Here is a 12,912-nt window from a genome sequence, read left to right as displayed (position 1 = left end):
TGAACCGCACGGGCCAGGAACTCAATCTGATCTAGCTATTGCCGAGCCTCAGCTTCCAAGGTTGAGGTTCGAGAGCCTTCCTGTAGAAAGGGGCTCTGCTCGGAGTCATGGACATACCCTGAGCATGATGCTGGATGAGCAACCGTACACCAAATCTCTCGCCGTAGAGATCGAGGGTTGGACTATATAGAGCTTGCGTGAGGCCTCTGCTACGCATCCACACTCAATTGCCGCAATGAAGTATTTGAGCTGTCGTAAGGTTTGTTCCGGCCCCGGCTTGCTAAGCGACGGCTCAATCAAGGTGAGTTCCACTGGCCCACGTATTCGGCACGGCTCGGAAGTCTAAATCTAAGCCGAGCAATGCCCGCTTGTGCCAAATCGCATATGCCCGACTATGAAGCGCCTTAACCAGGCATGGACGTCCATAAGTACCGCGACTTGCAGGCGCTGGAGATCGTACGTCATTTGCTGCATCAGGTTGTCCCCGCGCAACGTTACTTGTTTGGTAAGCGTCCGGCCAACTCACCTTCCTGACTCCGACTCCAAAGGCGATGGCGTCCACCTAAGCGGACGCGATCACCCTTAATGCTGGAGTTCGGTAGGTGACTTGGCCGGACGCTTACCTTGAAACACCCCGAAAATAAGTCCAAAATTAAGTCTTTTCCTGCTTCGGCAAGAAAATAAAACCCTTAAATTTCAATGGGTCGGACGCCAGATGCGAGTCTCGTTTCCCGCTCCAGGATTCAAAAAAAAGCCACTCAGATGAGTGGCTTTTTTTTGCCTGAGATTTATGTGCAAGAGGCGTCAGCCTTTAGCGTTTGTGGTCAATCGTTGGGCAGATGCAACTGCACCTCCATGGCGTCATGGAGGAGTCGGACGATCTCAATCACGTCGCCATCTCCCACACGATAGAACACGATATGGCGTGGGCTTTTGACCATCCCACGGGTTTGTTTGGCCTGCGGGCGTGAATAGATGAGGTGATATCTGCGAAGGCCCGGTGCAAGCTCATCGCGGTCGTGGCTGCCAACGCGATAAGACGTGTCGGCAATCGCTTGCAGCGCTGCGAGAATTAGCGCCTGGTAGCGCCGGCGTGCTTGATCGCCGAACTGTGCCTGGGAGAGCCTGAGGATGTCGACAATGTCTGTGCGCGCAGCGTTGGAAATCCGATACTGCGGCATGCTCACTGTTTCTCCCTCGCCGGGATGGTTGCCTCCTGGCTCAACCCCTCAAGGAAATGCTCCAGATCCCCTTCGTTCAACTGAGTGAAGCGCCCGTGCTCAAGGTCCATGATGCCGATCGAGGTACCCTGACGCAGAGCCTCAATTTTGGCGTTGTCTTCGGCGATGCGCTGTTCCAATAGACGTAAACCTTCTCGCATCACTTCGCTGGCATTCTGATAACGGCCGGACTGCACCAGGTCCTGGATAACCTGTTCCTGGTGAGGGGTGAGCACAACGTTTCGCGTCGCCATAATTAGCTCCAGCTCTGGGCAAACAGGTTCTTTCGATCATTGGCATATTATGCCAATTTTCCCGCGAGCACATAGTTTGGGATTTGTATCTGACGAACTGTGTCGTGCGGGCTCATCCTTTGCGCCGAACAGCGCGTGGCTGACCCGGACTGCATGCGCACAAAGTCCAAAAAGGCTGTTTCCAGTCCTGCTCGAGCCAAATGCTGTACTGCCAGTGGAATGTCGACCTCGTGCAAGTCGACATGTACAGACTAAGGTGTGGAACACTCCTGCACAGCCCCCCTTATCAGCCGCTCGACCAGGTGGGTATAAGCCTCATCAGTCAACGAGCGTTCCTCAAGCCAATCCGGCAGGCAGTTGAGAAGTCGCGTGATGATGGGCCCGGCTGCCATAACTGTTTCGTGCGCGCTGAGCGTATCGCTGAACACCGCGCGCAGAAACGCGTGCTCATATCTGCCGCGTTTGAGGATGATGTGTTGCTTCTGCGCGGTATCAAGATAGGCGAAACCTTGTAACGCCAGCCGAAAATGCAGGGGTCGCTCACGGTGCAGGCGCAGGTGGGCGGCAATCAGGTTCGACAGTGGTCGAGGTCCAGCGGTGTGTTGCCGCACAGGTTGCTGGACCAACAGGTGGAGTTCTTCGTAGAACTCTTCGATCAGGTCGAACAACAGGGCTTGTTTGCTGGGGAAATGGTTGTACAGCGAGCCAGGGGCGATACCCACGTGGCGAGCCAGTTCGCGCATGCTGACCTGTCCGAATCCCTTGCTGACGAAAAGCTCCAGGGCCCGTTCTCGGATCGTGTCGTACCCGCCGCGAGTTTCAGCTGTAGACATGAAAGCCACGTCCGGATTTTTTGCCTAGCAATCCTGCTGCGACCATCTCTTTGAGCAGCGGGGCAGGTCGGTATTTCGGATCGCCAAAACCTGTTTGCAGGTTGTCCAGAATTCCCAGCACGGTATCCAGGCCAATGAGGTCAGCCAATGCGAGCGGCCCGATCGGTTGGTTGCAGCCCAGGCGCATGCTCGCGTCGATTGCTTGGGCATCGCCGTTTTCCTGAAGGACGAAAATCGCTTCATTGATCATCGGAATGAGGATTCGGTTGACCATGAAGCCCGGGCGATTCTGTGTGTGGATCGCGGTCTTGCCCAACTGTTCGATCAGTGCCCCGGCGGTGGAACAGGTTGCGTCGCTGGTTTGCAAGCCACGGATCAGCTCCACCAGGCCCATGATCGGCACAGGATTGAAGAAGTGGATCCCCATGAAGCGTTCCGGGTGTTTGATACTCGCCGCCAATTGCGTAATCGATAGCGATGAAGTGTTGCTGGCGATCAGGCAATCCAGGCGAGCATGGGTGTCAACCTGCTGCAAGATCTTGCGCTTGAGTAACAAGTCCTCCGTGGCCGCTTCGATCACTACGTCCATTTGATCCAGGTCGGTGTAATGGGTCGAGGAATGGATACGTTGCAGGGTCTCAATGGCTTGCTCCGGGAGGAGTGTCCCTTTTTCAACTTGCCGGTCCAGGTTTTTTTGCACGATTTGCAGGCCCCGGTCGAGCGCCTGTTCATGGATATCGATGAGCAATAATGTATGGCCGGCTGCCGCACAGGTTTGGGCGATTCCACTGCCCATTGTGCCGGCGCCAATCACTGCAATGTGCTGCAGGGTCATGTTGAGCACCTAAGGTTCGGTGGGAGAGAGTGTGTCGACTAGTCACGCTTCGTGCCGATCATCACGAACAGCGCGCGGGCGATTTGATCGCTCTTGTTACGCCAGGCATGCCGGGTTCCACGCTGGATGACAACCTCGCCGGGCCGGATCAGTTTTTGTTCGCCATTGTCCAGCTCCAGCCAGAGTTCGCCCTGGAGCAGGATGCCGTAGTCGATGGTCGGCGTCGTGTGCATGCCCGGATGGTCCGGTTCGAAGCATTCGAACAAGCCGGGCAGGGCGCCGCCCAATTCCTCGATCATCTGTCCGACATCCGTCGGGTTCTGCATCACGGTGTCCGGCGGAAAATCATAGATTGCCAGACTGGTTTCGCCTGGCCCAGGCACCAGGGAAGGGTGCCCCAGGGTGGGGTCCTGGTGCGCGCCGGCCGTTGAACCGGTGGACCACAGGTGCGCCATGGCATGGCCGGGAATGGACTCAAAGGCACAAGACCGCGGGGCCACATCATCGCTGATGAACACAGATTGGCCTGTGGCATCCAGGCCGGTGACGACTCTTCGAATTTTCATGGCATTCCCTGGGTTCGGTGGGCGGGCATCAGGGTGCCCGCCGTAGTGTTGAACGGGTTTCGTTAATGTCAGGGGCAGATCACGTAGTTGCTGAAGCCACCCTGGCGATTTTCGATACCGGTAATCGCGTCGTTCACCTTTTCCAGGCTGAAGGCCGTGTTTTCGAAGAATGAAAGATCCAGTGTTCCAGACTCCACCATGTCCGCCATGGCTTGTCCTTGACCTGTGGTGAACCAGGCCGAGCCACTGATCTGGATGTCGTTGTCCATGATCCAGTGCAGATCGATGGGGACCTCACCTGCGATAGCACCGATATTGACCAAATGACCGCCGCGGTGAATGGATTTGAGGGCTTGGGTCAGGGTCTCGTGAGGGGCGCCTGGGCCCAGGGCATCGATCACCACGTCGACACCTTCACCGTGTGTCACTTCATTGACCCACTCATTGGTTGGCAGTGTGCCCAGGGTATGGATCTCAATCCGGCCTGGCGCGGCGAGGTCTTTCACGCGTTGGAAGAGCTCCGCATTGCGAGCTGTGCCAAGGATCTTACGAACGCCCATCGCCAGGGCCAGTGCGACAGCGCCCAGGCCGAGGGTGCCACTGATGCCGTTGATCAGCAGGACAGTGCCAGGCCCGACATTGGCCTTGAGCATCGCCTTGTAGGCGGTACCCAGGTAGCCCAGTCGCGCGGCAGTCTCGAAGCTGAGGTTATCGGGCAGTTTCACCAGGCTGTATTGCGGCGCAGGGATGTACTCGCAAAGACCACCGTAGGGATAATCTTCGAACATGCGCGGGCTTTTTGGCGTGAAGCCGAAATAGCCATTGAAGGTGTAGGCCGTGCAGGCGATGGTATTGCCCGCACGACAGGCTCGACACGAACCACAGTGGCGGCCCGGATTGACGTAGACCCGGTCACCGACCTTGAAGTCGTAGACCTGTTCGCCTACGGCTTCGATGACCCCCGTGGGGTCGAGGCCAAAAGTCGCCGGCAGTTTCGGCAGGGGATTTTGCGGGAACCACTTGACCCAGTTTGTCAGGATGTTGTGGAGGTTGGGGACGATCCCGCATGCCTTGATCTTGACGAGCACTTCAGTTGGACGAGTGCCCGGTACGGGCAACTGCTCGATGACCATGGGTTTACCGCCTTCATACAGGCGTGCGGCGCGCATCGTTTTTGCAGTCATGATGTTCTCCGATACTCATATTATTTTTGTCGTAGTGCGTAATCGTGGAGCGACACTTCAAAACCTTGGCGTCAACGTAAGCCGTCTTCACCTCTCACGTCGGCGACCGCCAGGCCGCCCAGTCGCGAATGGATCCTGCCGCCTGTAGCCATGGCCAGGCCGAAAGCGATTTCCCCGCGGCGGGGGCCGTCCCATACCGTCATTTCCGCCACACCAAAATGACTGCGGACATAAGCTGCCTGGATATGCCCCAGCGGAATCATCACCCGGCAACCAGGGCCGCCGATAGTCTTGCCTGCTGGAACGATGGCCTTGGGATTGCCCAGTGCCTCACGCATGGCCCAGCCACCGGCTTCGTGCCAGACCGCTCCGTGTTCCAGCTCGCCGTCTTCACCGACAATCGCGCCCTTGCCATAAGCCTGCACTTGCGCGGCGCCGCCCAGTGCCTGGATCAATTGCTCCGACAGTTGTGCGCCTAACCCCCTGAGCTCCTGCATGAATGGCAGCAGGTCTTCTTCATACCTGCCGGCGTAGGGATTGGTGACCACTGCGGTGGCGACCGCAATGCGTAACGGCGTTGATGTACGGGGGCCTCCCTCGTGGAATATTTCTTCGATGTCCAGTTTGATCTTACGAACCATCACCAGCGACATGCTTGCCTCCAGAACCAGGAGCCTCATGGGGCTCATTATTTTTTTCGCGACCTTTTGCATTATGCATTTAATGATGTATGGTGCAAGAAATTAGTTTTTATGCACAAAAACAGGAGAAGAACATGAAGCTGATTTCGTACCGCAAAGAAGGGAGGGCCCATTTCGGCGTCGTGTCAGGTGATGGGGTGGTCGAGCTGACCCGTCGTTTTGCGCAGGTTCCGGACCTCGCCACCTTTCTGGCCAATCGACTGCTGGTACAGGAGGCACGCAAGATCGTCGAGACCGCCCAGGCCGATTATTCGTTTTCCAGCATTCAACTGGAGGCCGTCATACCGAATCCCGGCAAGGTTATCTGTGTGGGCATCAACTATGTGGCTCACGCTGAAGAGGCCGGCCGTAAGGTCGGGGAGTTTCCGGTGATATTCCAGCGATTTGCCGAAACGCTACTGCCCCACGGCGAACCACTGGTCAGGCCAAAAGTCTCGGAGCAGTTCGACTTCGAAGCTGAACTGGCCGTCGTCATTGGGAAAGGTGGCGCGCACATCGATCCGGCCGATGCCATGGACCATGTGGCGGGCTACACCTGTTTCAACGATGCTAGCGTGCGGGATTGGCAGTTCCATACGCACCAGTACGGCATGGGCAAGACGTTCAGAAAAACTGGCGCACTGGGCCCCTGGATCATTCCAGCGTCGGAAATTTCCGATTACCGTACGCTGGTGGTACGGGGCATTCTTAACGGTGAGCAACTGCAGGAAGGCAGTCTCTCGGAGCTGGCTTTCGACATTCCACATTTGATCTCCTACGTGTCCAAGGCACTGCCATGGAACCCGGGCGACATTCTGGCAACCGGCACGCCGAGCGGGATCGGCTTCAAGCGCAAACCGCCGATTTTCTTGAAAACCGGTGATGTGTTCGAGGTGGTCATCACTGAAATCGGGACCCTATCGAACGGCGTCATTGACGAAGCCTGAGCGTTGTCCTCTACACAATCATAAAAATTGGAGGTTCCACATGCCCGCGTTACCCACTATCAATTTCACCCATTCCGGCGTGTTCTGTTCAGACCTGGATCGGATGGTCGACTTTTACTGTCGCGTCCTGGGTTTCATCGTCAGCGACAAAGGCGTGGCCTCGACCGGGCATCGCCTGTTTTTCATGACGCAGAATCCGGAGCTGCACCATCAGGTCGTGCTCTTTGACGGCAAACCTATTGATCTGCCATTCAACCCGATCAATCAACTGTCGTTCCTGCTCAATTCGTTGGATGACCTGAAGGCCTACTACCAATTCGCCAAAAAAAGCGGCATTGAGGGCATCGCCCAAGTGGATCACGGGAATGCCTGGTCGATTTATTTCAAGGACCCTGAAGGCAACCCCGTCGAGATGTATGTCGATACACCGTTCTATACCGCTCAGCCGTGCAAGGAACCGCTGGACCTCGAGTTACCGACCGAGGTCATTCTGGCCCAGACCGAGGCGATGTGCATACGCCGTCCAGGGTTCCAGACACGGGCGCAATGGATGGACTCCATCCGCGCGAAAATCGAAGAACAGCGGGTCCGGATTGCCTGATCGTTCCGTCCGGTAAAGGCGATGCCTGGTTGAAGAGCAGGCGTCGCTATCGGCATCAACCAGCACGCGCAATCGATAACTACAAGAAGCGGAGTAGACGATGGACTACGATGTCATCATTGTTGGAATGGGACCGGTGGGCGCGTTGTGCGCCAATCTGGCCGGTCTGTGGGGGCTCAATGCCCTGGTGGTGGACAAGTGCGAAACGGTCTATGCCAACCCTAGGGCCATGGGCTTTGACCATGAGGTGATGCGCGTCTTCGGCAATATCGGCCTGGCTGACGATATTGCCGAACATGTCATGCCTTATCGCCCCTCGGAATACCGCACGACCGGTTCACAATTGATCAAGCGCATTGACGCTGCCAAGCCGCCGTTTCCACTGGGCTGGGCGCCAAATTATGTGTTTTCCCAGCCGCCGGTGGAGCGCGCCCTTCGCGACAAAATTGCCCGTTTCAAATCGGTAACCGTTGAGCTTGGCTCCGAGGTGCTGTCGGTCGACTCCGCCGAGTCCCAGGCTAATGTGCGCATCCAGGCGAAGGACGGAACCGAACGCACGGTCACGGCGACCCATGTGCTGGCCTGCGATGGCGGCACCAGCCCGATCCGCACCCGCTTGGGGTTGAAGATGGACGACCTGGCGTTCGACGAGCCGTGGCTGGTGGTCGATGTGATCCTCAACGAAGGGGCGGGGGAGGACCTGCCGAAGACGAACGTTCAGTTCTGCGAATTGGCCAGGCCTTGCACCTTTGTCGTCGGCCCCGGGCGTCATCGTCGCTGGGAGTTCATGATCAATCCGGACGAGCAGCCTTCGGAAATCTCAAAGCCTGAAACGATCAAGAAGCTGATTGCCCGCTGGTTGCCAGAGCAGGACTATCAGTTATGGCGGGCTTCGGCGTACCGATTCCATGCATTGATCCTGGAGCAGTGGAAAGCCGAGCGGGTGTTCTTTCTCGGGGACGCGGCCCACATGACGCCGCCATTCCTGGCGCAAGGCATGTGCCAAGGGATTCGCGATGCCTTGAATCTGGTCTGGAAAATCGCCCTGGTGAAAGAAGGGCTGGCGGCTCCGGATTTACTGGAGACCTATCAGATCGAGCGTATCCCTCATGTGCGCCAGACCACCCTGGCGGCCAAGGAGTTCGGCGGTGTGATCTGCGAGCGCGACAGCGAGAGAGCCGCGAACCGGGATACACGGCTGATCGAACATATGAAGGAGAACCCGGGCGGGACCATCCGGCAATCGCTGATCCCCGGTCTGTCCCAGGGGTTTATCGCGCAAGTGTCGCCGGCCGGTGAGCTGTTTCCCCAGCCAATGGTGATCAACCATGTCGGCAAGCAGGCCTTGCTTGATGAGTTTACCGGCCAGGCGTTTCGTGTGGTCATTGCCCCCGGCTTCGATGCCACTGCGTTGTTGAGATGCCTGCGCAGCAGCCAGTCGCTTAAAGGCTTGCCTATCCACGTCGTGCGGTTGGTCAACCCTGAGCAATCAGGAGCCCGCGCTGCCGATGAGTACCAGGAAGTCGATGGACTGCTGGCGCAATGGCTGGAGCAGCGAGGGTGCAATGTGGTGATCGTGCGGCCCGATCACTACGTATATGGCGGGGCGGTGACGGTGGCCTGGGCGATGGAGTTGCTCGAGGGCATGGAGCTTGCGCTGTGGTGCAAGCCGCCGCAGAAACCCACGCCGACCCAAGGCGGCATCTGCGATAAGACGACCAGGTTCGCACAGGCTTAAAGCCTGAAAAGCAACACGCCCTTCGCCTGGCACGGTTCACGAACACAGTGCCAGGCGAAGGGTTTTTTGTGATGTGTCATTAAGTCTATTGAAGCGTGGCCTGTCGGCGTTCTATGGCTTCGACAATCCGGTCCAGGGTTTCCTGGATGTGATTGCGCAGTAAGGTGACGGCTTTCTCGGTGTCGCGAGCAAGGGCCGCGTCCATCAACTTCTGGTGCTCGTTGCCCTTGTGCCGCTGGGTGACCCGCTGCTGGGCGGAAAAGCGCCGGTAGCGTTCGGCCCGATCAAACAGCGAGTCGATCATCTTCAACAACAACGGCGAGGGGCACGCCGCGAACAGGGCGAAGTGAAAGGCCTTGTGTCGGGTCGACCATTCATCATCAAGCACCAGCACACCGCTTCCGAGTTTTTTTTCGACCAGATTCAGGCGGTGAAAAGCCCCCAGCACATCGGCCTCCCAGGCATCGTCGCCATGCGTAATGGCATCGGCCAACGCCTCGCACTCCAGTAAGCAGCGCATGCGTGTGATGTCGCGAAAATCAGTGACGGAAATGGGGGCAACCCTGAAGCCCTTGTTATCGCTGGCTTCGACCACGCCATCCTGGGTCAATCGATTGAGGGCTTCACGAATCGGCGAGCTGCTGAGGCCGTAGGTCTTGGACAACTCTGCGACCTTGAGTTTTTCGCCGGGAGCCAGCTCACAACAGACGATCGCTTTTTTCATCTTCGTCAACGCGACATCGATCAGCGGAATGCTGGGGGAGGGAATCATGGTCGGAGCCGTCCTGAAATTTGCACCAAACGGATTTTATGCGCAAAACAGACTTTAGTGCAAAGGTTGATTTATCCGCTTGACTTTGAATTTGCGCAGGGATAGTTTTTGTGCACAAAACATATTTAAGTGCAGTAATGATATTTTTACGCATAAGCAGTGCCAGCGGTATTCGCGGCCAAGGCTGCGAGTGGATGACCTTTTACAAAAACAAAAAACAGGAACATCTCCATGAAAACAGCCAACCAGCGGTTCTGCCCGTTGCCGGTCTCCAGCCTTGCTTGCACCATCAGTGCAACGGTACTGCTGAGCCTTTCAACCCAGGTGCAAGCCTTCCAGATCGATACCGGTAACCCCGACCTTTCGGCGACGTGGGATAACACCATCAAGTACAGCAATGCCTGGCGTGTGAACAAGCTCGATCACAAAGTGGCAGTGGGCCCGGGGACCTCCAACAGCAATCCCAACCTGGACGATGGCGACCGAAATTTCGACCGCGGGCTCATTTCCAATCGCCTGGACATTCTTTCCGAGTTCGACATCAAGTACAAAAACGTCGGTGCGCGCCTCAGCGCAGCGTCCTGGTACGACAATGTCTACAGCCAGGACAATGACAACGATTCGCCGGGCACCGCCAACTCGGTGAGTGTCGACCACGACGAGTTCACCAGCGACACTCGTCGGATCCACGGTCAGCGCACTGAAATCCTCGATGCCTTTGTCTACGGTTCGACGGAGATCGGCACATCCTCGTTGTCCGGGCGGCTCGGGCAGTTCACGCAGATCTACGGCGAAAGCTTGTTCTTCGGCGCCAACGGCATTGCCAACGCCCAGTCCACCGTGGACCTGGTGAAGCTTCAGTCAGTCCCCGGTTCTCAGTTCAAAGAAATCCTGATGCCCACCAAGCAGGTGTCCGGCAACTGGCAACTGAACGACACCGTGAGCGTGGGGGCCTACTACCAATTCGAATGGAACAAGACCCGTTTGCCCGCCGCGGGTAGCTACTTCAGCGGCGCGGACTTCGTGGGTGAAGGCGGGGAGCGGGTGTTCTTTCCAACCGGTGAACTGCGCCATGGCAAGGATAAGGATGCAAGGGATTCCGGGCAGTTCGGCGCGCAGTTGAAGTTCGCTGTGGAGGACTGGGAGTTCGGTCTCTACGCCGCGAAATATCACGAAAAGACGCCGGTGTTTTACTTCCGTCCGGCCGCGCTGGTGCCGGGGGCCGATGACTCGTTTATCAATGTCTATCCAGAGGACGTGAAGGTCTTCGGCGCGAGTTTCAGCACGCTGGTGGGCGAAGCCAATATTGCCGGTGAGACATCCATCAGGCTCGATACGCCCTTGGCAGGCGTCGGCGGCACCATCATCACTGGCATGGACGCCGACAACGATTCCAACCCCGCGTACCCCATCGGTCGGTCGTGGCATGCCCAGGTATCGATGATCAATGTCTATGGAGGATCCGCTCTGTGGGACGGCGCTTCCCTGTTGGGTGAGCTGGCGTTCAACCGACGGCTGAGCGTCACCAAAAATGCCGATCAACTGGACCCCAACACCACGCGCGATGCATTCGCCATGCGCTTCACTTTTGAGCCGCAATATTTCCAGGTCTTTCCCGGCATCGATGTCCAAGCGCCGATCACCCTTGGCTACAACCCGTCCGGGCGTTCTTCCGTCACGCCGCAGGCATTTGGACCGGAACATGGCGGCGACCTGACACTGGGTCTCAAGGCCGATTACAAGAAGCAGTGGTACGCCTCGCTGAGCTACACCAACTTCTTTGGTGAGGCCGGGCCGGTTATCAACTCAGCCAATTCCTTCACCTACCAGCAAAACATGAAAGACCGGGATTTCGTGGCGTTTTCGATCCAGCGAACCTTTTAAGCAAAGAACAGGCGGGCCCTGATAATGATAAAAATTAAACTGCTGTTGCTGTCCACTCTGTCGATCTCCCTGTCTGTCGGTACCGCGCTGGCGGCGGTCAGTCCCGACGAGGCGGCGAAGCTCAAGACGACGCTGACGCCCATGGGGGCCGAAAAAGCCGGCAACGCCGATGGCTCCATCCCGGCCTGGACCGGCGGCCTGACCAAGGATGTCGCCGGGGCCAAGTTCGGCGATGTGCCTGCCGATCCGTTCCCTGGCGAAAAACCGCTGTTGCAGATCACCGCCAAGAACGCAGCGCAGTACGCCGACAAATTGAGTGAAGGAACCAAAGCCCTGTTGGCCAAGTTTCCGGACACCTTTCACCTTGATGTCTACCCGACTCACCGCAGCGCTGCGGCGCCGGACAACGTCTATCAGAACACCTTCGCCAACGCTACTGGCTGCAAGACCACCAGCAATGGTTTGTCGGTAGAGGGCTGTTACGGCGGTATCCCGTTCCCGATCCCGAAAAACGGCAACGAGGTCATCTGGAATTTTCTGCTGCGGGTTGAAGCCGAATCCATACAGATGGGCTATGTCAACGTCATCGGCAACGCTGATGGGACTCGGACGCTGGCCAGCCGGGGCGTGGAGAATTGGCAATACCCGTACTACTACAAGGACGGCGCTGCGGATAAATGGTCCGGGCAGTATGCGCTGCTGCGATTCTTGACCAGCGAGCCGCCATTCAAGGCCGGGGAATCGCTGGTGACCCATGACAGTATCAACGTCCAGGAGCCACGGGAGGCCTGGCAATACCTGGTCGGCCAGCGTCGTGTGCGGCGGGCGCCAACCGTGGGTTATGACACTCCGGACTTCGTTGCTTCAGGTGCGAACTATTTCGATGAGGTGCACGGCTTCATCGGTCATCCGGATCGCTACGACTGGAAACTGGTGGGCAAGAAGGAACTGTACATCCCTTATAACAACAACAAGTTCCACGCCGAAAAACGCGACGATGCCTTTACCGCCAACCACCTCAATGCGGACAAGGTGCGCTGGGAACTGCACCGTGTCTGGGAGCTGGAAGCCACGGTGGCGCCGGGCAAACGCCACGCCGTGCCCAAGCGCCGATTCTTCATCGACGAAGACAGCTGGACCATCTCGCTGGTGGATGGCTACGACGCCGAGGGCAAGCTCTGGCGTGTCTCCCAGGTGCTGCCATTCGTGGTGCCGGCCATCCCAGCGGTGGTGGTCAAACCTGTGGTGATCTACAACCTGCAGGCCAAGACCTACAGCGTCGTCCAGGGTCTGAACGGGGAAACCTACAGCGTGGTACCGCGCAAACCCGAGAACTTTTTCACCGGCACCGCGGTGGCATCCGGGTCGGTTCGCTGAGCCTCGCAACGGTTGATTAAT

The 12,912-nt window shown here is 57.5% G+C and carries 13 protein-coding genes and 1 pseudogene; 5 read left to right on the top strand and 9 right to left on the bottom strand.

Features of this window, described 5'->3' with window-relative positions; translation table 11 throughout:
- Positions 1-67: 67 nt before the first annotated feature.
- From BLQ55_RS27480 to BLQ55_RS27445, 8 genes and pseudogenes are all read right to left on the bottom strand, one after another.
- A pseudogene (locus BLQ55_RS27480) lies at positions 68-297 on the bottom strand (LysR family transcriptional regulator); the annotation flags it as partial.
- Positions 298-824: 527 nt separating this feature from the next.
- Positions 825-1,181 (bottom strand): type II toxin-antitoxin system RelE/ParE family toxin, encoded by a 357-nt coding sequence (locus BLQ55_RS27475; protein ID WP_092258575.1) that lies wholly within the window; start codon positions 1,179-1,181, stop codon positions 825-827.
- Between the two features lie 2 nt (positions 1,182-1,183).
- Entirely contained in the window at positions 1,184-1,474 is a 291-nt protein-coding gene (locus tag BLQ55_RS27470) for a type II toxin-antitoxin system ParD family antitoxin (protein ID WP_092258572.1), read from the bottom strand.
- A gap of 251 nt (positions 1,475-1,725) precedes the next feature.
- Complete coding sequence (locus BLQ55_RS27465) at positions 1,726-2,307, bottom strand: TetR/AcrR family transcriptional regulator (protein ID WP_092258569.1); 582 nt, start codon at positions 2,305-2,307, stop codon at positions 1,726-1,728.
- Complete coding sequence (locus tag BLQ55_RS27460; protein WP_092258566.1) at positions 2,294-3,142, bottom strand: 3-hydroxyacyl-CoA dehydrogenase NAD-binding domain-containing protein; 849 nt, start codon at positions 3,140-3,142, stop codon at positions 2,294-2,296. The genes BLQ55_RS27465 and BLQ55_RS27460 overlap by 14 nt, the downstream gene beginning before the upstream one ends.
- Before the next feature lie 38 nt (positions 3,143-3,180).
- The gene (locus tag BLQ55_RS27455) at positions 3,181-3,708 is read right to left on the bottom strand and encodes a cupin domain-containing protein (RefSeq protein ID WP_092258562.1); all 528 of its coding nucleotides are present in this window, start codon (positions 3,706-3,708) and stop codon (positions 3,181-3,183) included.
- A 68-nt stretch (positions 3,709-3,776) separates the two neighbouring features.
- Complete coding sequence (locus tag BLQ55_RS27450; protein ID WP_092258559.1) at positions 3,777-4,892, bottom strand: alcohol dehydrogenase catalytic domain-containing protein; 1,116 nt, start codon at positions 4,890-4,892, stop codon at positions 3,777-3,779.
- A 71-nt stretch (positions 4,893-4,963) separates the two neighbouring features.
- Positions 4,964-5,545, bottom strand: coding sequence for an amino acid synthesis family protein (locus BLQ55_RS27445; RefSeq protein ID WP_060742955.1), 582 nt, complete (start codon positions 5,543-5,545; stop codon positions 4,964-4,966).
- Between the two features lie 122 nt (positions 5,546-5,667).
- On the opposite strand from BLQ55_RS27445, the gene BLQ55_RS27440 reads away from it, so the two are divergent.
- The 3 genes from BLQ55_RS27440 (at position 5,668) to BLQ55_RS27430 (ending at position 8,858) form a co-directional block, all read left to right on the top strand.
- Entirely contained in the window at positions 5,668-6,519 is an 852-nt protein-coding gene (locus BLQ55_RS27440) for a fumarylacetoacetate hydrolase family protein (protein WP_092258556.1), read from the top strand.
- 40 nt (positions 6,520-6,559) lie between these two features.
- Positions 6,560-7,120, top strand: coding sequence for a VOC family protein (locus BLQ55_RS27435; RefSeq protein ID WP_092258553.1), 561 nt, complete (start codon positions 6,560-6,562; stop codon positions 7,118-7,120).
- A 100-nt stretch (positions 7,121-7,220) separates the two neighbouring features.
- Positions 7,221-8,858, top strand: a complete 1,638-nt coding sequence (locus BLQ55_RS27430) for a bifunctional 3-(3-hydroxy-phenyl)propionate/3-hydroxycinnamic acid hydroxylase (protein WP_092258550.1) — start codon at positions 7,221-7,223, stop codon at positions 8,856-8,858.
- An 85-nt stretch (positions 8,859-8,943) separates the two neighbouring features.
- Here BLQ55_RS27430 and BLQ55_RS27425 read toward each other — a convergent pair whose 3' ends face one another.
- Positions 8,944-9,630: a GntR family transcriptional regulator gene (locus tag BLQ55_RS27425; protein WP_092258547.1), complete on the bottom strand. Its 687-nt coding sequence runs from the start codon at positions 9,628-9,630 to the stop codon at positions 8,944-8,946.
- A 231-nt stretch (positions 9,631-9,861) separates the two neighbouring features.
- Here BLQ55_RS27425 and BLQ55_RS27420 point away from each other — a divergent pair, with 231 nt between their 5' ends.
- Both BLQ55_RS27420 and BLQ55_RS27415 read left to right on the top strand, forming a co-directional pair.
- The gene (locus tag BLQ55_RS27420; RefSeq protein WP_092258544.1) at positions 9,862-11,514 is read left to right on the top strand and encodes a DUF1302 domain-containing protein; all 1,653 of its coding nucleotides are present in this window, start codon (positions 9,862-9,864) and stop codon (positions 11,512-11,514) included.
- Between the two features lie 24 nt (positions 11,515-11,538).
- On the top strand, positions 11,539-12,891 hold the full coding sequence (locus BLQ55_RS27415) for a DUF1329 domain-containing protein (RefSeq protein ID WP_092258541.1): 1,353 nt from the start codon (positions 11,539-11,541) through the stop codon (positions 12,889-12,891).
- Positions 12,892-12,912 lie beyond the last annotated feature (21 nt).

Source organism: Pseudomonas sp. NFACC13-1 (genome assembly GCF_900104425.1).
Classification (GTDB): Bacteria; Pseudomonadota; Gammaproteobacteria; order Pseudomonadales; family Pseudomonadaceae; genus Aquipseudomonas; species Aquipseudomonas fluorescens_AA.
This window is presented reverse-complemented; position numbering and strand designations above follow the sequence as displayed.

Bases quoted from the DNA above. Each gene is read 5' to 3' on its own strand.
- BLQ55_RS27475 (WP_092258575.1), bottom strand. From the start codon at position 1,181: ATGCCGCAGTATCGGATTTCCAACGCTGCGCGCACAGACATTGTCGAC.
- BLQ55_RS27470 (WP_092258572.1), bottom strand. From the start codon at position 1,474: ATGGCGACGCGAAACGTTGTGCTCACCCCTCACCAGGAACAGGTTATC.
- BLQ55_RS27465 (WP_092258569.1), bottom strand. From the start codon at position 2,307: ATGTCTACAGCTGAAACTCGCGGCGGGTACGACACGATCCGAGAACGG.
- BLQ55_RS27460 (WP_092258566.1), bottom strand. From the start codon at position 3,142: ATGACCCTGCAGCACATTGCAGTGATTGGCGCCGGCACAATGGGCAGT.
- BLQ55_RS27455 (WP_092258562.1), bottom strand. From the start codon at position 3,708: ATGAAAATTCGAAGAGTCGTCACCGGCCTGGATGCCACAGGCCAATCT.
- BLQ55_RS27450 (WP_092258559.1), bottom strand. From the start codon at position 4,892: ATGACTGCAAAAACGATGCGCGCCGCACGCCTGTATGAAGGCGGTAAA.
- BLQ55_RS27445 (WP_060742955.1), bottom strand. From the start codon at position 5,545: ATGTCGCTGGTGATGGTTCGTAAGATCAAACTGGACATCGAAGAAATA.
- BLQ55_RS27440 (WP_092258556.1), top strand. From the start codon at position 5,668: ATGAAGCTGATTTCGTACCGCAAAGAAGGGAGGGCCCATTTCGGCGTC.
- BLQ55_RS27435 (WP_092258553.1), top strand. From the start codon at position 6,560: ATGCCCGCGTTACCCACTATCAATTTCACCCATTCCGGCGTGTTCTGT.
- BLQ55_RS27430 (WP_092258550.1), top strand. From the start codon at position 7,221: ATGGACTACGATGTCATCATTGTTGGAATGGGACCGGTGGGCGCGTTG.
- BLQ55_RS27425 (WP_092258547.1), bottom strand. From the start codon at position 9,630: ATGATTCCCTCCCCCAGCATTCCGCTGATCGATGTCGCGTTGACGAAG.
- BLQ55_RS27420 (WP_092258544.1), top strand. From the start codon at position 9,862: ATGAAAACAGCCAACCAGCGGTTCTGCCCGTTGCCGGTCTCCAGCCTT.
- BLQ55_RS27415 (WP_092258541.1), top strand. From the start codon at position 11,539: ATGATAAAAATTAAACTGCTGTTGCTGTCCACTCTGTCGATCTCCCTG.